This is a genomic window from Rhodovulum sp. MB263 (assembly GCF_002073975.1).
Taxonomy (GTDB): domain Bacteria; phylum Pseudomonadota; class Alphaproteobacteria; order Rhodobacterales; family Rhodobacteraceae; genus Rhodovulum.
Window position 1 is genome coordinate 13,373 of sequence record NZ_CP020386.1, and the last position, 16,909, is coordinate 30,281.

General features: G+C 67.9%; 12 protein-coding genes. 9 read left to right on the forward strand and 3 right to left on the reverse strand.

Annotation, left to right across the window (positions count from 1 at the left end; translation table 11 throughout):
- Window positions 1-2 precede the first annotated feature (2 nt).
- Complete coding sequence (locus B5V46_RS19225; protein WP_196774432.1) at window positions 3-1,352, reverse strand: oligosaccharide flippase family protein; 1,350 nt, start codon at window positions 1,350-1,352, stop codon at window positions 3-5.
- Window positions 1,353-1,463: 111 nt separating this feature from the next.
- On the opposite strand from B5V46_RS19225, the gene B5V46_RS19230 reads away from it, so the two are divergent.
- Complete coding sequence (locus B5V46_RS19230) at window positions 1,464-3,047, forward strand: hypothetical protein (RefSeq protein WP_080618327.1); 1,584 nt, start codon at window positions 1,464-1,466, stop codon at window positions 3,045-3,047.
- A gap of 133 nt (window positions 3,048-3,180) precedes the next feature.
- A complete protein-coding gene (locus B5V46_RS19235) occupies window positions 3,181-4,596 on the forward strand; it encodes a mannose-1-phosphate guanylyltransferase/mannose-6-phosphate isomerase (protein WP_080618329.1) in 1,416 nt (471 codons plus the stop codon).
- A 23-nt stretch (window positions 4,597-4,619) separates the two neighbouring features.
- Here B5V46_RS19235 and B5V46_RS19240 read toward each other — a convergent pair whose 3' ends face one another.
- Window positions 4,620-5,663, reverse strand: a complete 1,044-nt coding sequence (locus B5V46_RS19240) for a replication initiator protein A (RefSeq protein ID WP_080618331.1) — start codon at window positions 5,661-5,663, stop codon at window positions 4,620-4,622.
- Window positions 5,664-6,065: 402 nt separating this feature from the next.
- Between B5V46_RS19240 and B5V46_RS19245 the strand changes: the two genes are divergently transcribed.
- From B5V46_RS19245 to B5V46_RS19255, 3 genes are all read left to right on the forward strand, one after another.
- Window positions 6,066-7,448, forward strand: a complete 1,383-nt coding sequence (locus B5V46_RS19245; RefSeq protein ID WP_080618332.1) for an AAA family ATPase — start codon at window positions 6,066-6,068, stop codon at window positions 7,446-7,448.
- Between the two features lie 41 nt (window positions 7,449-7,489).
- A complete protein-coding gene (locus tag B5V46_RS19250) occupies window positions 7,490-8,470 on the forward strand; it encodes a ParB N-terminal domain-containing protein (RefSeq protein WP_080618334.1) in 981 nt (326 codons plus the stop codon).
- A gap of 306 nt (window positions 8,471-8,776) precedes the next feature.
- Complete coding sequence (locus B5V46_RS19255; RefSeq protein WP_196774433.1) at window positions 8,777-9,985, forward strand: glycosyltransferase family 2 protein; 1,209 nt, start codon at window positions 8,777-8,779, stop codon at window positions 9,983-9,985.
- Here the strand turns inward: B5V46_RS19255 and B5V46_RS19260 are convergent.
- On the reverse strand, window positions 9,940-11,859 hold the full coding sequence (locus tag B5V46_RS19260; protein ID WP_080618338.1) for an acyltransferase family protein: 1,920 nt from the start codon (window positions 11,857-11,859) through the stop codon (window positions 9,940-9,942). The two genes, B5V46_RS19255 and B5V46_RS19260, sit on opposite strands and share 46 nt — an antisense overlap.
- Window positions 11,860-12,081: 222 nt before the next feature.
- Between B5V46_RS19260 and B5V46_RS19265 the strand changes: the two genes are divergently transcribed.
- The 4 genes from B5V46_RS19265 to B5V46_RS19280 all read left to right on the forward strand — a co-directional run bounded on the left by B5V46_RS19265 (window position 12,082) and on the right by B5V46_RS19280 (window position 16,907).
- Window positions 12,082-13,017 (forward strand): glycosyltransferase family A protein, encoded by a 936-nt coding sequence (locus B5V46_RS19265; protein ID WP_080618339.1) that lies wholly within the window; start codon window positions 12,082-12,084, stop codon window positions 13,015-13,017.
- A 64-nt stretch (window positions 13,018-13,081) separates the two neighbouring features.
- Entirely contained in the window at window positions 13,082-14,044 is a 963-nt protein-coding gene (locus B5V46_RS19270) for a sulfotransferase (RefSeq protein WP_196774434.1), read from the forward strand.
- 52 nt (window positions 14,045-14,096) lie between these two features.
- On the forward strand, window positions 14,097-15,395 hold the full coding sequence (locus B5V46_RS19275) for a glycosyltransferase family 4 protein (protein ID WP_080618343.1): 1,299 nt from the start codon (window positions 14,097-14,099) through the stop codon (window positions 15,393-15,395).
- 60 nt (window positions 15,396-15,455) lie between these two features.
- Window positions 15,456-16,907 carry a phosphomannomutase gene (locus B5V46_RS19280; RefSeq protein WP_080618344.1) on the forward strand — a complete coding sequence of 484 codons (1,452 nt, stop codon included), beginning with the start codon at window positions 15,456-15,458 and terminating at the stop codon, window positions 16,905-16,907.
- Window positions 16,908-16,909: the final 2 nt, after the last annotated feature.

The following is a 16,909-nucleotide window of genomic DNA, read 5'->3' on the forward strand; positions in this document are numbered from 1 at the left end:
GCTCAGCCCAGAAGCGGCAGGATCCGGTCCCAGGCAAGCCAGCAGGCATAACCGTTCAGAACGAGGCTCGCAGCGAGGATCGCCAGGTCGGTGAACGGGTCGTCGGCATTGTAGAGACGCAGGTAGCGGGTCCGGAGCGGATAGACCAGCAGCGCCGCCAACGCGGGAGCCAGGATCACGCCCGGAATGCCGATCGTCACCACCCCGATCAGCAGCAGCGGAAGCTGGATCGCGGCGGTCAGACCGACCAGGTGGAACTGCCGGCGGGAATCGCCGCTGGCCAGCAGGATCGCGCCATAGGCCAGCGAGATCAGCTGGGCGGGGGTCGCCAGCGCGAACAAGACCACCATCGGCCCGGCCAGTGCATAGCGCGGGTCATAAAGCGTCTCGATCAGGAAGATGCCGCCATAGGCCAGCGGCACGGTCAGCGCCACCAGCCCGCCCACGGCCAGCCGCCGCGCCTTGAGCACGTTGCGCCGGTTCGCCGCGCTCTCGGCGGGCGGGCGCATCCGGTAGAGCGGGCCGAGGATCCGGTTCAGCGTCGCCCGCGCCATCAGGACCGGCAGGCTGCCGAAGAAGAAGGCGATGGTATAGATCCCGAGCCGGTCGAGGGTGATGAACTTGCCGAGGATCGCGCGGTCGGCCTGGTTCACCAGAAACCCCGCGATGGTGCTGAGGAAGATCCACTTGCCGAACCGGATCAGATCGCCAAGCGAGGCGCGGTGCCAGCGCAGCCGGTTGCGGATCCCGGGCATCAGCACATGCGAGGCCACCACCATGAAGAGTGTGCTGGCCAGCCCGCCCCAGATCAGCGCCCAGACCGAGCGCAGCCAGAAGGCCAGCGCGATGTTCAGCGCCAGCGCCAGCACCTGCGAGCCGATGGTCAGGGCGGTCTGGCGGCCGAGGCGCAGATGCCGGTTGGCGGTGGCGATATTGGTCGACATGAAGCCCGCGAACAGCGCGTTCAGCGCCACGACCGGCAGCAGCTGCGCCAGCAGCGGCTCGTCGTAGAAGCGGGCGACCGGCCCCGAAATGGCGAAGGCGGCCAGCCACAGGATCGCGCCCCGCAGGATCTGCACCGTCCAGGCGGTGTTGAGGTAATCCGGGTCGTCGCCGCTCTTGCTGAGGGTGATCGAGGTGCGGATGCCGACATCGGAAAACATCTGCAGCCCGGTCATGAAGACCTGAACGATGGCCATCATCCCGAAGGCCTCGGGAAAGAGCAGCCGGGTCAGGATCAGGTTCGAGACGAGGCGAAGCAGGTTCGAGGCGCCGAATTCCGCCAGCGAGAACACGGTCCCCCGCATGGCGCGCTTCTTGAGCCCCGTTTCGGGCTGCGGGTTCTGGATCACCGGGCTGTTCCTGCTATCGGCGAGGCTTTGACGGCTTATCCTTATCAAGCGGGAGTGCGCGAGATAAAGTGGCCTCATCTTTCTGGCGTCACGGCAACAGGCGAGTTTTCGATGTCACGCATTGCATTTTACCGGCTTGCCGGTCTTGTCGGCCTGGTTTTCGCCGCCGGGACCCTCTACCGGCTCTTTCCCATCGCCACGGGCCAGCCCGCCCTGTCGGAATTCTTCATGACCGAGGACGGCTATCTGATGCTGACCGTCGCCCGCAACATGGCGATCGGGCTTGGCATGTCGGTCTCGGACGGCACCATCCCGACCAACGGGGTACAGCCGCTGGCCACCTTCCTGTTCACCATGCCCTATCTGGAAACCGGCGGCGACAAGGTGACGAGCCTGATCGGCATCCACCTGATCATGGCGGCCTGGTCCGCGGCCGGGTTCTTCCTGGTCCGGGCGTTGGCGGCAAGGATCCTCGACCCCGAGGGCCGGGCTCCTGCCCTGCCCTGGATCGCGGCGCTCTCGTGGTATCTCTCGCCGCTTCTGGTGCTGCATACGATGAACGGGCTCGAGACCGGGCTTTACAGCGCCGCGGTGCTGGCCGTCCTGCTGATGTTCCTGCGCCTGCTGCGGCGCGAGGGCCCGCTGGGCTGGGCCTGGCATCTGGGCTTCGGGCTGATGGGCGGGATCGCCTTCCTGGCCCGGATCGACGCGGTGTTCCTGCTGCTCGCGGTCTATCTGGTCTGGGCCATCGACGGGCTTTTCCTGCGCCGCGACCCGATCCGGACGGTCGCGGCCCGGATCGTGCCCTCGGGCCTGATCTCGATCCTCGTCGCCGCGCCCTGGCTTCTGAACAACCAGATCCGCTTCGGCTCGATCATGCCGATCAGCGGCACCGCGCAGTCGATGGCGGCCGAGTTCGGCCAGAATCTGGGCGTGCTGCCGGTCAAGATCTTCGAATATGTCATGCCGATGCTGCCGGTTCCCAATGCGCTGGAGAAGACGCTGCCGGTGATCCTGCTGGCCAGCGCCGTCAGTCTCGTCGTGCTGGCATGGTTCGTGATCGGCGTCTTCACCCGGGCCAGGCGGCCGGTCCGGCTGATGGTGCTGGCCTATCTTCTGTTCGGAGCGATGGTCAGCGGCTATTACGGGCTCTGGTTCGGCGCCCCCCATTTCATGAGCCGCTATCTGGCCCCGCTGGCGCCGCTTTGCATCATCGCCGCGCTCTGGGTGCTGGCCGACCTGTCACGCTGGCTGTTCCCCGCGCGGGGGCTCCGGCCCGCGATCTGGACCGGGTCGGCCGCGATCGGGCTGTGCGTGCTGCTGCTTGGCCGGTTGCTGATGCCTGGCGTGCAGGAGCAGGGTCACATGCAGGTGGTCGACTGGGTCGAACGCAACGTGCCCGACAACGCCTGGGTCGCCGCCGTGCAGACCGGCACGCTCGGCTACTGGCACGACCGGACGATCAATCTCGACGGCAAGGTCAATCCCGAGGCGCTGGAGGCGCGGCGGCGCGCGGGCAATGTGCTGGCCTATGTGGTGAACAGCCGGATCGACTATATTGCCGACTGGTACGGGGTCGGCGGCTGGGCGACGCGCGAGGATGGCGGCTTTGCCGAGGCCTTCGAGCTGATCGAGCACAGGAAATCCCCGTCGCTGGCGGTGATGCGGCGGCGCGTGCTGCACGATCCGGGCTGAGCGTCACCCCCGGGGCAGGCAGGGCCAAGGCGGTCCCGCTTGCGGCCGCCACCGGCTGCGGGCGCGCCAGGCCTTGCCCCGGGGCGCATCCGCGTGTTTGCTGACCTCAGTCAATGGCAAGGGGGAGCCGGACGTGATCCATCCAGTCATTCTGTGCGGTGGCTCGGGGACCCGGCTCTGGCCATCCTCGCGCAAGGCCTATCCCAAGCAGTTCGCCCCGCTGATCGGGCGCGAAAGTCTCTATCAGCGCACCTTGCGGCGGTTTTCGGGCGGCGGCTTCGCAGCCCCCCTGGTGATGACCGGCAACGAGTTCCGCTTCATGGCGACCGAACAGGCGGCCGCGATCGGGCTGAGCGACGCGCGGGTGGTGGTCGAGCCGCTCGGGCGCGACACCGCCCCGGCGATCCTGGCGGCCGCGCTGATGCTGGAACGGGACGATCCCGGGGCGCTGATGCTGGTCGCGCCCTCCGATCACGTCATCGCCGACCTGCCCGCCTTCCTGGCCGCGGTAGAGGCCGGATGTCCCCCTGCCCGAGACGGCGCGCTGGTGACCTTCGGGGTCGCCCCCGACCGGCCCGAGACCGGCTATGGCTATCTCGAACTGACGGCGCCGCCCGCTGGAAACGCGCCGGTGCCGCTGGCGAGCTTTCGCGAGAAACCCGACCTCGCCACCGCCCGGGAGATGCTGGAGGCAGGGACCTATCTCTGGAATGCGGGGATCTTCCTGTTTCGCGCCGCCGATGCCATCGCCGCCTTCGAAACCCACGCCCCCGAACTGCTGGCGCCATGCCGCGCGGCCATCGCCGAGGGGCAGACCGATCTGGGCTTCTTCCGGCTGGCCGAGACGCCCTATGCCGGAGCGCGGGCGATCTCCTTCGATTATGCGGTGATGGAACGGGCCGAGCGGGTGATGGCGGTGCCGCTCGAGGGCGGCTGGTCCGATCTCGGCTCCTGGGACGCGCTCTGGGCGGCGGCGGGGCCGGATGCGGACGGGGTGGTGGCCGACGGGGCGGTGACGGTGATCGATTGCCGCGACAGCTATCTGCGGTCCGAGGATGAGAGCATGCAGCTTGTCGGGCTCGGGCTCGAGGGCGTGGTCGCGGTGGCGATGCGCGACGCGGTGCTGGTCGCCGACAAATCCCGCGCCCAGGAGGTCAAGACCGTGGTCGAGACCCTGCGCGCCGACGGGGTCGCCCAGGCCGACCAGTATCCCCGCTTCCACCGGCCCTGGGGCTGGTACGAGACCCTCTGCCTCGGCACCCGCTTCCAGGTGAAGCGGATCATGGTCAAGCCGGGCGGCGTGCTGAGCCTGCAAAGCCACCATCACCGTTCGGAACACTGGATCGTGGTCTCGGGCACGGCCGAGGTCACCATCGACGAGGAGGTCCGGCTGGTGACCGAGAACCAGTCGGTCTACATCCCGCTCGGCACCGTCCACCGGATGGCCAATCCGGGCAAGCTGCCGATGTATCTGATCGAGGTGCAGACCGGGGCCTATCTGGGCGAGGATGACATCATCCGCTATCAGGACATCTACGACCGGAGCTGAACGCCCGCGCGCGCCGCCCCGTATCAGTCCTCGGTCCGGCGCTTCTCGATCCAGGCCAGGAAGGCGCGGTCGGGCTGGCGGATCCGCGGCCGGCCGCTGGCGGCCCAGACCCCGCGCCATTGCGCCTCGAGCGCATAGATATCGGCGCCGGGCATCCGCGCCCGGGCCGCCTCGAGCGCTTCGGGCGACAGCACGGGAGGCGGGCCATCCGGCCGCCCCGTCCCCCGCTCGATCACCTCGTCGCGGCGACACACGCAGAGGATGTCGCCCGGTTCCTCGGCCAGGCGGTATTCGGGCAGCCGGTCCTCGCGCAGGATCTCGCGCACCATGGCGCGGAACACCCGCAACGGGCTGGCCGAGCCGGTCTTCTTCCACAGCACCGCGACCGAGACCCGCCATTCGGGCTGGCGTCCGCAATGCTTGCGCGCCAGCTCGTAGATCCGCCGCTCGAGCGGCTTGCGCAGCTGGAAATAGTCGCGGCTGAGCGTCAGCACCGATTTCGCCAGTACCGCGCGATAGAGCCATTCGCTGAGCGTGACCGAGACCGAGACCATCCGCCCGGCCCGGGTCCGGCGCACGATCTCCCAGCTGTCGATCAGCCCGAAGCCGGTCGTCGTCTCGACATCGCCGGTGGCGATATTGGTGGTGATGCGGGTCCCGACCAGACGCTCGAAGGCATCGCGGAGCCGCTTGTAGCCATCGCCGCTGGTGTCGCGATTGGTGGCCAGCAGAAGATCATGCGCCGTCAGCGTCAGATGCCGCGAGGTCGGGCGTCCGGCATTCAGCGCGGCCATCAGCTGGCTGATGCAGAAGATCAGGATATCGGCGTCAAAAATCGTGGCCCGGCCCCGGACCGAGGGGGTGACCGTCACCCGCACCCCGTTATGTTCGTAATCGAGGATCCGCCGGTCGGGCCGGGTCGAGAGCGAGAACAGCGGATGCTCCATCGCCGCGATGTCATGCTTGGGGCTCGGGCCGAGAAAATCGCACACGAAGAAATCGCCGAGCGCGGCCGCAGTCACGCCCGCCTCGGTCTGCCCGCCCGCCTTTTGCCCGACTGCCCGCATCGCCCTTCCGATCCCGATGGCCGGGATTCGTCGTTTCATTGACGCCCAGACTACGTAGACGGCAACCGACCCGTCCAGCACCAGATCGTGGCTTCGGAATCGCCATGACGGGGGTTCAGAGTCGGTCTTTCGGGGGTTCAGAGTCGGGCCCTGCCCGAAATAAGGAAAAATTTCCTTCAATCCCAATTGCTTGTGAAAGAGAGAAGATCCCGTAACTTATACTAACGGATTATCTAACGAGAAAAAATCCGGGCACCGCTGTCCGGGGGCTGCTAGGGATAGGACGCCTTGGGGACTCTGCCTTGAAAACAGCCTGTTCCACCGGGAATGTCATATTTCGGGTTACATGTGCCGCCTTTTGCCGTACATTGATAAAAAAGCGGCATATCGGGCGGGGCAGCCATGAGCAGAGACGACATTCCCCCTTATCTGAACATCTCTCCGGACCGGGCGGCAGAGCTTCTGGGCCCGCAGGCAGACACACCCGGTTTCGCGAACGTGGCCGAGGCCTGCCGGAGAGGCCGCGAGGATCTCGCCTCGCGCGGGCTCGATGAAACCGGCGAGCGGAAATTGCGGCTGTTCTCGACCTGGGAGATCACCCGCTACCTGATCCCGGTGGCGCCTGCCCATTTCCGCCGTGTGCTGCGCCAGAATCCCGATCTGCCCCAGGGGCTGAGCGAAAGCGCGGGCGGGGCGAAATGGTTCACCCTCGATGAGGTGCTCCGGCTGCGGGCCCATTTCGGCGCGGAAGGCTCGAAGGCCAAGAACTACCTGCCCTACCGGCCGAAGGACCTGCCCGCCAAGATCGTCGCGGTCGCGAATTTCAAGGGCGGCGTCGGCAAGACCTCGACCTGCGCGCATCTGGCAATGTCGGCCGCGCTCGACGGTTACCGGGTGCTGGTGATCGATCTCGACAGCCAGGGCTCGATGACCTCGATCTTCGGCGGCCAGGTCGAGGATGAATGGCAGACCGTCTTCCCGTTGCTGGCCCGGCATTACGCGACCACGCTGCGCGCCGACAACCAGCGCAGGCTGGACCGGGGCGAGCCTCCCCTGCCCTTCGACGATACCCTGACCGAGGCGCTGAAGCTGAAAGCGCCCGATCTGATCCGCAAGACCCACTGGCCCAATATCGACCTGATCGGGGCGCAGCTGAACCTCTACTGGTCCGAGTTCCAGATCCCGGTCTGGCGGATGCAGTCGCGGGGCTGGCGGCTCTGGGATGCGCTGACCGATGTGCTGGCCGAAGATGGCGTGCTTGATGCCTATGACCTGGTGTTTCTCGATACCCCGCCCGCGCTCGGCTATCTGACGATCAACGGGCTGGCGGCGGCCGATATCCTGCTGGTGCCCTTCGGCGCCTCCTTTCTCGAATTCGATTCGACCGGGCGCTTCTTCGACATGCTGCATGCGACCTTCGCCTCGATCGAGGAGGGCGAGAATATCGCCGCCCGGGCGCTGGGGCGCGAGGAGCTGCATTTCGAATGGGATGCGGTCCGGGCGGTGATGACCCGTTACGATGCCGGGCAGCAGGCCGAGATGGCCGGGCTGATCCAGGCCTATATGGGGCAGGTGCTGTCGCCCCACCGGCAGGATTTCACCGCGCTGATCGGCCAGGCCGGAGAGCAGGTGAACGGCATCTACGAGGCCGATTACCGCGATTTCAACCGCGAGACCTATGCCCGCGGACGCGCCACTTTCGATGCCACCTATGCCGCGTTCAAGATGCTGCTTTACGGGATCTGGCGCCGCGAGGAGACCGCCAGGATAGCCGCGGCCGAATAAGCCCCGGCCCTGCCCGTATTTTCGCTGAAGGAAGACCCCGCATGGCCCGACGCAAACGCCTCTCTCCGATCACCGGTCCCGCCGAAGACGGACCCGCCGCCCGGCCGGGACCGATCCCCGCCATCGCCCGCCCGCCAGTGGCCGAAATCGCTGCCGCGACCGCCAGTCAGGCCGCGCTCGAACAGCTGGCCGACGAGGTCGCTGCCGCCCGGCGCGAGGGGCGGATGGTCATGTCGCTGCCGCTTGAGGCGATCGAGGCCGGGCATCTCTTGCGCGACCGGATGCATCACGATGCCGAGGACATGGCGGCGCTGAAGGCGAGCCTTGCCGCGCGCGGGCAGCAGACCCCGATCGAGGTGACCGATCTGGGCCAGGGCCGGTTCGGGCTGATCTCCGGCGCCCGGCGGCTGGCCGCGCTGAGCGAGCTGGCCGCCGAGACCGGCGAGGCGCGGTTCGGGCAGGTCCTGTGCCTTCTGCGCAGCCCCGAAGGTGCGGCCGAGGCCTATCTGGCGATGGTCGAGGAAAACGAGATCCGGACCGATCTGTCCTTCTACGAGCGCGGCCGTCTGGTTGCAGAGGCGGTGCGGATGGGGCTGTTTCCCGATCAGGCGGCGGCGGTGAAGGGGCTGTTCGGCAATGCGCCGCCCGCCCGGCGCTCGAAGATCCTGTCCTTCGTGGCGCTGCACCGGGCGCTGGGGCCTGCGCTGCGGTTTCCGACCGCGATCCCCGAAAAGCTGGGGCTGGCGATCGTGGCCGGGCTGAAGGCCGATCCGAAGCTGGCCGACCGGCTGAGTGCCGCGCTGACGAAGACCCCGCCCGCCGAGGCCGAGGCCGAACGCCGCCTGATCGAGCGGGCGCTGCGCAAGGCCCCTGCTGCCTCGGCTCCGCGCGGCCGCGAGGTCGCGCCTGGGATCCGTCTCGAGGCGCGCAAGGGGCGGCTCGTGCTGTCGGGGCCGGCTGTCGGGCCCGAGCTTGCCGGGGCGCTGGAAGCCTTCCTCGCCGGGCGCGACCCGCTCGGCTAAGGCCTGTGCCCGGAGGCCGGGCCGTGCTGACTGAGCGGCCTTCAAGGCGGCCCGCAGAGCATAACCGGCCGCTTTTTCCCTCCTCTTTTCGGGCCCGGCGAGGATCTCGGGCACAGGCGCGCGCGCCTTCTTGCCGAGATCTGCCGACAGATGGACGGCGCCATGCGCCCCGGATTTTCGCATGCGAAAATCGGTGCGCGGTCTGGACAATTGACGCAAAAGGGCAGGGCGGTTCAAACTCGGGCGGGGATCGGAGGGCTGTCCTGCGAAAGCGAGGTGCAGCGCCGCCATATGTCGGGGGGAGCGATGAGCGCAGGCGAGGACCTGGCCCGGATCAGGATCAATACCGGGATCAGCGTGATTGTCCCGACCTATCGTGAAGCCGAGAACATCCCGCATCTTCTGGCCGAGCTCGACCGGCTGCGGCGGGATTACGACCTGAGGCTGGAAGTTCTGTTCATGGATGACGACAGCCGCGACGGCAGCGTCGAGGCGGTGGCCGAAAGCGGTTTCGACTGGGCGCGGATCGTCGTGCGCACCCGCGATCGCGGGCTGAGCCGGGCGGTGATCGAGGGGTTCCGCGCCGCCCGCCATCCGGTGCTGGTCTGCATGGATTGCGATCTGAGCCATCCGGTCGAGGCGATCCCGCAGATGATCCTGGGGCTCGCCTCGGGCCAGCAATTCGCGATCGGGTCGCGCTATGTGCCGGGGGGCTCGACCGATGACGACTGGGGTGTCTTCCGCTGGCTGAACAGCGTGGTGGCGACGTTGCTGGCGCGGCCGCTGACCAAGGTGCGCGACCCGATGTCGGGGTTCTTCGCGCTGCGCAAGGCCGATTTCGATGCTGCGCGGGGGCTGAACCCGGTCGGCTACAAGATCGCGCTGGAGCTGATCGTGAAATGCGGCATGGAGAATGTCGGCGAAGTGCCGATCGCGTTTTCCGACCGCCGCTTCGGGGAAAGCAAGCTGACCCTGAAGGAGCAGCTGAAATACATCCAGCACCTGCGGCGGCTTTACCTCTTCCGCTTTGCCAATGCGATGTATCTGCTGCAATTCTTGGTGGTGGGCGCGACCGGCGCGGTGGTGAATCTCGCGGTGCTTTCGGGGCTGCAGCTGGTCGGCCTTGCGCCCTGGATCTGTCTGGCGGGCGGGATCGGGGTGAGCCTCGTGACCAATTTCCTGCTGAATCGCCGTTTCACCTTCAGCTATGCGCGCGGGCGCCATGCAGGTCGGCAGTTCCTGGGCTTCGTCGGGGCTTCGCTGGTCGGGCTGACGGTCAATTACGCGGTGGCGCTGGGGTTCAGCCACAAGGTCCTGACCGGGCCCTACGGGCTGCAGGTCTCGGCGCTGATCGGGATCGCTGCGGGGATGATCTTCAACTTCCTCGGCAACCGCTACATCGTGTTCCGCAAGCGCTATGTCCGGGACTTACCGGCCGGGACGACGGGATGTCCTGCGAGGCCCTTTCGTCAGAAGGGCAGATCCCCGAGCGCATGCAGTCGGCGGCCGAGATAGGCCGCACCCTCCAGAGTGAAGTGCCCGTAATCGAAAAAGGTCTTGTAGCCGTCATCGGTGATCGCGGCACAGCTTTGGGGCGCTGCATCGCAGATCGGCGCTATCTTGTCGATCACGGCAACGCCTTCGGCCCGACCGATGGCGGCGATCCGGTCGTTGATCGCGGCAATGTGTGAGGCGCGGCGGCTCCAGGCCAGTCGGCCGAGAGCCTCGGGATCGAAGGCGGCCCGGCTGCTGCGCAGGTACCAGTCGAAGACCGGCATCCCGTCGATCAGTTCGTATTCGGCGCTGCTCGTGGCCAGCACGACGGTTTTGTCGGCGGCCTTCAGCCGTTCGATCAGCTGTGACAGCCGGTCCAGGTGCCGGTCTGAATAGCGAAAGCTCAGCAGCACGATGTCGGCCGCGGCCAGGTTCGGCGCGGCGAAAAGGGTCTCGATCTGACCTTGGGGCAAGCGGGCATGCATGCCGAACCGCGCCAGCCCGATCCCGGCAAAGAGATCGGGATTGAGCGCCAGCGCGTTGAACAGATCCTTGGCGTGGGAAACGCCCAGGATCAGCACGCGCGGGCCGGGCGTGCCTTGTGCGAACCAGAGGCGCCGGGCCTCGAAAGGAGAGGGGGAACTGGCCTCGGACCCGGCTTCGCCCGAGGCCGCGGCCAGCGCGTCAAGAACCGTCCAGGACCGGTCGCGCAGGGCCTCGTTGTCGAACTCGTTCTTGCCGTAAAGTGCGATCAGGCCGGGCAGGCGGGCTTTCAGCCCGTCGGTGGCCAGCATCGCCCCGACGAAGGCCAGAACCAGGAAGGTACTGCCCGAGAGACTGGCCACAAGGGGGCGAAGCCGGGTCCGGCGGCGGTCGCGGAACGGGGTTTCAACCCATAGATAGCTGGCCCGGGCCAGCGCCATCGCCAGCCCGATCCAGCAGAGCTTCTGCCAGGCCGGAGGATCGAGCTCGAGATGCCGGGCGAAGGCGAAGATCGGCTGATGCCAGAGATAGAGAGAATAGGAGATGAGCCCGATCGCCACGAAGGGCGGGCTGGCCAGAAGCCGGGTGACCGGATCGCCGCCGCCGGCATGCCGCAGCACCAGGGCGGTGCCCAGCACGGCGGGCAGGGTGCCGATGCCCGGATGGTGCCAATTCACCGGCAGCAGGATCAGCGCGAGCCCGACCCCGGCAAGCCAGGCGTCGCGCTGCGGCCGGGACCCACGATCCGGAGCGTGACGCATCACAAAGGCGGTCAGGGCGCCCGCCGCAAGTTCCCAGACCCGGCTCTGCAGCCCGTAGAAGGACAGAGACCAGTTCAGCCGGGTAAGGATCTCGGCCAGCACCAGTCCTCCCGCCGCCAGCGCGGCCAGGATCGGCAGCAGCAGCCGACCCGAGCGCGCCAGAACGGCCGCTACCAGAAGCGGGAAGAAGATGTAGAACTGCTCTTCGACCGCCAGCGACCAGGTGTGCAGGAACGGGTGAAGCGCGTCGGCGGCGGCCGCGTAGGAGGCCAGAAGGTCGTACCAGAAATAGTTCGATATGAAGCCAAGCGAGGCGGCCAGAGACCAGACGAAGTCGATCATCTGGCGTGGGTAGAGGATCGCCCAGGCCGCGGGGATCGAGGCGAACATCACCGTTAACAGCGCAGGCAGGATCCGCCGCGCCCGGCGTTCGTAGAAATTCAGGATCGAGAACCGGCCGGTCCGGTCCCATTCGGTCAGGATGAGCGAGGTGATCAGGAAACCCGAGATCACGAAAAAGACGTCCACCCCGAGGAACCCGCCCTTCAGCACCGGATGGCCGCTGAGGGAGAACTCGGCATGATAGATCAGCACCGACAGGACGGCGACGGTTCGCAGGCCGTCGATCTCGGGGCGGTAACGCAGGCTCATGCCGGATCCGTACAGCACAACACGGGCCCTGCCTGCGCCGGTCGGCGGAAGCCCGCAAGACAGTCGGTTTCGGTCCGGCTCTCGGCCGAGAGATAGCCGAGGGGGGCTTTCGACACAACTGCGGGGGACTTGAAAAAAGCGGGCAATGCAGGGCGTCTGCGTTTTGAGTTTCCGTCCGCTCCGGCTATACAGATTGCAGTTTTTCGATTGTCACATGGTCCGATGTCCGATCCGTCCCGCGCCTATGTTTTGATATCACCTTGCCGGGACGAGGCGGCCCATATGCGCCGGACGCTCGACAGCGTGCTGGCCCAGAGCCTGCGGCCCGCGAAATGGGTGATCGTCGATGACGGCTCGACCGACGAGACGCCCCGGATCCTGGCCGATTATGCCCTGGCCCATCCCTGGATCGAGATCGTGGCCAGGCCAGATCGCGGCCAGCGGGCGGTGGGGCCGGGGGTGATCGAGGCCTTCTATGCCGGGCTCGACCGGGTCGAACCGGGCGCCTTTCCCTATCTGTGCAAGCTCGATCTCGATCTCGATCTGCCGCCGCGCTATTTCGAGACCCTGATCGAGCGGATGGAAGCCGAGCCCCGGATCGGCACCTGTTCGGGCAAGCCCTATATCCGGCGCGGCGGCACGCTGGTATCCGAGCGGCGCGGCGACGAGATGTCGGTGGGCATGACCAAGTTCTACCGCAGCGCCTGTTTCCGCCAGATCGGCGGTTTCGTGCGCGCGGTGATGTGGGATGCGATCGACTGCCACAAGGCGCGCCAGTTGGGCTGGATCGCGGTCAGCTGGGACCATCCCGATCTGAATTTCGAACATCTGCGGCCGATGGGCTCGTCCCAGAGCTCGATCTATGCCGGGCGCCGGCGGCATGGCTTCGGGCAGTATTACATGGGCTCGGACCCGCTTTACTTCGCGGCGACCTGTGTCTTTCGCGGGCTCGAGCCGCCTTACCTGCTGGGCGGGCTGGCGATGATGCAGGGTTATCTCGGGGCCTGGCTCGGCGGCGCGGCTCGGCATCCCGATGCGGATCTCGTTGCCTTCATCCGGGCCTATCAGCGCCGGGCGCTTCGGATCGGGCGGGCCCGGGCCGTGGCCGAGATCGAGGCCGGGCGTGCGGCGATCTTCGACCCGGACCGGGTGGTCTAGCCATGGCCAGTGCTCTGCCTCTGCGGCCGTTCCGGGGCGCCTCTGCCGGACGGGAAAATCAGGCATGACGCTGCCCGATTTCTTCATCATCGGTGCTGCCAAGGCCGGGACGACCAGCATCTTCGCACTGCTCGAACAGCATCCCGACATCTTCATGCCGACCCCGAAAGAGCCCGAATTCTTTGCCCGGGACGATCTCTATTCAGCCGGGATAGAGACCTATTCAGCGCTTTTTGCCGGTGCCGGGCCGGGCCAGCGCCGGGGCGAGGCCTCGACGCTTTATTCGCATGCGCCGCTCTTTCCCGACACCGCCGCGCGGATCGCCCGCCATGTGCCGGAGGCGCAGTTCATCTATGTCCTGCGCGAGCCGGTGGCGCGGGCCTATTCCTTCTATGTCCAGCTGGTGAAGAACTACCAGAACGGCACCCGCGATTATGCTGTGCATCGCTCCTTCGAAGACTTCGTGCTGCCCGAGCGCCATGCCCTGGCAGCGCCCCGCGAGAAGGTGCTGGCGCCCTTCAACGCGCATTTCCCCGACACGCCCGAGCTTTGCCTCGCGGGCAGCGATTACCTCTTGCAGATCGAGACCTATCTGGCGCAATTCCCGCGCGAGCGCTTCCTGTTCCTGAGCTTCGAGGCCTTCCGCAACGACCCGCGCGCCACGCTGCGCCGGATCACCGGGTTTCTCGGGCTCGATCCGCTGCCCGAGGCGGCCTTCGGCGGCGGGGCTGCGGCGCGGAATGTTTCGCGCGCGCATTTCGATCAACTGGAGGCGGCGGCGGGGGCGCAGCGGCTGCGCGGCCGGGTCGGGCCGCTCTGGGCGTTGCGGCGGCTTCTGCCCGATCCGCTGCGGGCGGCGCTGCGCCGGCGGGTGCTGTCGGAGGGGGCGGGCAGGGCGCATGAGCCGCCGCCGATGGAGCCCGCGACGCGCCAGCTGCTGGCCGCGCGTTTCCATCCCCAGATCCCCCGGCTGGAAGAGCTGACCGGGCTGTCTCTGGCCTCCTGGCAGGCGGGGCGGCTATGCTGAACGAAGCGTGCCTTGCGGCCCCCGTTGGGCCTTTCATCCGGAGAGAGCGATCGTGACGACAACAGACAGGCCGCGTGTTCTGGTCCTCGCGGAAAGCTGCAATCCCGAATGGCCGTCGCTGCCGGTCGTCGGCTACAAATATGCCCGGGCACTGGCCCGGGTCGCCGATGTGACGCTGGCGACCCATATCCGCAACCGCGAGAATATCGAGGCGGCCGGCGATATGGGCTGCCCCGTGGTCTATATCGACAATGAATGGATCGCGGCCCGGATGTACCGGCTGGCCCGACTTTTGCGCGGCGGCAGCGAGGTCGCCTGGTCGACCAGCCAGATCATGGCCTATCCACCCTATATCGCCTTCGAATGGCAGGCCCTGCGCCGGTTCAGGGCGGATCTCGACGCAGGGCATTTCGACATCGTGCATCGGATCACGCCGATGTCGCCGACCCAGCCCTCCTATATCGCGGGCCGGATCCGGCAACCCTTCGTGCTTGGCCCGCTGAACGGCAATCTCGACTGGCCCGCGGCCTTTCGCGGCGAGCAGAAGCGCGAGCGCGAGCGCCTGCGGGGGCTGCGCGATCTTTACCGTTTCCTGCCCTTCGCGCGCTCGACCTTCACCGGGGCGGCGGCGATCCTCGCGGCCTTCCCGCATACGATCGCCGATCTGCCGCAGCGGCTTTCGGACCGGATCGTGAATTTCCCCGAGATCGGGTTCGATCCCGACATGTTCCACAGCCGGGGGCGGCGGCCTGTGCTGGCGGGCGAGGGGCACCGGCATTTTCTCTTTGCCGGGCGGCTCGTGCCCTACAAGGTGCCCGAGGTGGCGGTGCGGGCCTTCATCGGCTCCGAGCGGCTGAAACCGCATGTGCTTCATGTCCTGGGCGAGGGGCCCGAGCGGCCGCGGCTCGAGGCGATGGTGGCCGAGGCCGGCGCCGGGGAGCGGGTGATCTTCGAGGGCCGCCGGAGCCAGGCCGAGGTGGCCCAGGCGATGCGGCAGTCGGATGTCTTCGTCTTCCCCTCGATCCGCGAGCTGGGGGCGGGCGTCGTGATCGAGGCCATGGCCTCGGGCATGGTCTGCCTTGTCACCGATTACGGCGCGCCCGGTCATCTTGCCGCCGGGGGGCGGGGCGTGCGGGTTGCGCTGCAGCCGCTGGAGGGGCTGGTGCGGGACTATCGTGCCGCGATGGAGGCCTGTCTTGCGACGCCTGAGGTCCATGCCGAAATGGCGCACCGGGCCGAGGCCCATGCCGTGGCAGATTACACCTGGGCAGCCAAGGCCGGGCATACCGCAGGGATCTACGCCGCCTTGCAGGATGGCCGGGGGCTCGGGGGGCTGCAGCCCTACGGATGATCCGCAGCGCCGTCTTGCTGCGGACGGGGCAGGGGAAGGGGGCTGGGAGGGAAGGAAGAGATGGCACCGAAATTCGGAACCAGCGGCCTGCGGGGGCTCGTCAGCGAGCTGACCCCCGATCTGGTGGGCGCCTATGTCCGGGCCTTTCTCGCGGCCTGTCCTGCGGGGCCCCGGGTCCTTGTCGGACGCGATCTGCGTGCCTCATCGCCCCGGATCGCCGAAGACGTGATCGCCGCGATCCGTGCCGCCGGGGGCGAGGCGGTCGAGTGCGGCGCGCTGCCGACCCCGGCGCTGGCGCTGGCGGCGATGGGGCAGGGGGCGGCCGCGATCATGGTCACCGGCAGCCATATCCCGGCCGACCGCAACGGGCTGAAATTTTACCTGCCCTCGGGCGAGATCTCGAAGGCGGATGAGGCGGCCATCGGGGCGGCGCTGAACCGGCCCGGCTCCGTTTCCGCGACAGAACAGGGGGCGGGGCAGGGCCGCCGGACCGCCGCGCCGGAGGCCGGGGCGGCCTATGTCGCGCGCTATGTTCAGGCCTTCGGGGCGCGCGCGCTGGCAGGGCTCCGGGTCGGGGTCTATCAGCATTCCTCGGTCGCGCGCGAGACCATGGTCGGGATTCTCGGTGCGCTCGGGGCCGAGCCGGTGCCGCTGGCCGCTTCGGACAGTTTCGTGCCGGTCGATACCGAGGCCGTCGATGCCGGAACCCGGGCGATGCTGGCAGAATGGTGCGCGGGGCAGGGGCTCGATGCGCTGGTCTCGACCGATGGTGATGCCGACCGCCCGATGCTGACCGATGCTGCGGGCCGGATCGTGCCGGGCGATATCCTGGGGGCGCTCACCGCCCGGGCGCTGGGGGCAAAGGCGGTCTGCACCCCGGTCTCGTCGAACAGCCTGGTGACGCGCCTGCCCGAATTCGAGACGGTGCGGCTGACCCGGATCGGCTCTCCCTTCGTGATCGCGGCGATGGAAGAGATCCTCGCCGCCGATCCGGGCGCCCGGGTGGTGGGCTTCGAGGCCAATGGCGGCTTTCTTCTGGGCTTTGCCGCCCGGGGCCCGGCCGGGCTGCTTGCCCCTCTGATGACGCGGGATGCGATGCTGCCGCTGGTGGCCGTCCTGACGGCGGCCCGTGCGGCGAGTGGTGCGGCGGGTGATGCGGCGGGCGGGGTCGCGGGGCTGGTCGCGGCGCTGCCCGCGCGGCACACCGCGGCCGACCGGTTGCAACAGGTGGCCCCCGAGGCGTCAGCGGCGCTGCTGGCCCGGCTCGACCGCTCGGCCGAGGCCCGGGCCGCCTTCTTCGCGCCGCTGGGCCGCGAGGCGGGCTGCGACCGCACCGACGGGCTGCGCGTCAGCTTCGAGCGCGGCGAGATCCTGCATCTGCGCCCCTCGGGGAATGCCCCCGAATTCCGCGTCTATGCCGAGGCCGACAGCCCCGAGCGGGCTGCGGCGGTGCTGAAGCTGGGGCTCGGGCGGGTGGCGGCGGCGCTGGCAGAGCGCGGCGTGCAGGAGTGAGG

Bases quoted from the DNA above. Each gene is read 5' to 3' on its own strand.
- B5V46_RS19230 (WP_080618327.1), top strand. From the start codon at position 1,464: ATGTCACGCATTGCATTTTACCGGCTTGCCGGTCTTGTCGGCCTGGTT.
- B5V46_RS19240 (WP_080618331.1), bottom strand. From the start codon at position 5,663: ATGCGGGCAGTCGGGCAAAAGGCGGGCGGGCAGACCGAGGCGGGCGTG.
- B5V46_RS19245 (WP_080618332.1), top strand. From the start codon at position 6,066: ATGAGCAGAGACGACATTCCCCCTTATCTGAACATCTCTCCGGACCGG.
- B5V46_RS19250 (WP_080618334.1), top strand. From the start codon at position 7,490: ATGGCCCGACGCAAACGCCTCTCTCCGATCACCGGTCCCGCCGAAGAC.
- B5V46_RS19255 (WP_196774433.1), top strand. From the start codon at position 8,777: ATGAGCGCAGGCGAGGACCTGGCCCGGATCAGGATCAATACCGGGATC.
- B5V46_RS19260 (WP_080618338.1), bottom strand. From the start codon at position 11,859: ATGAGCCTGCGTTACCGCCCCGAGATCGACGGCCTGCGAACCGTCGCC.
- B5V46_RS19265 (WP_080618339.1), top strand. From the start codon at position 12,082: ATGTCCGATCCGTCCCGCGCCTATGTTTTGATATCACCTTGCCGGGAC.
- B5V46_RS19270 (WP_196774434.1), top strand. From the start codon at position 13,082: ATGACGCTGCCCGATTTCTTCATCATCGGTGCTGCCAAGGCCGGGACG.
- B5V46_RS19280 (WP_080618344.1), top strand. From the start codon at position 15,456: ATGGCACCGAAATTCGGAACCAGCGGCCTGCGGGGGCTCGTCAGCGAG.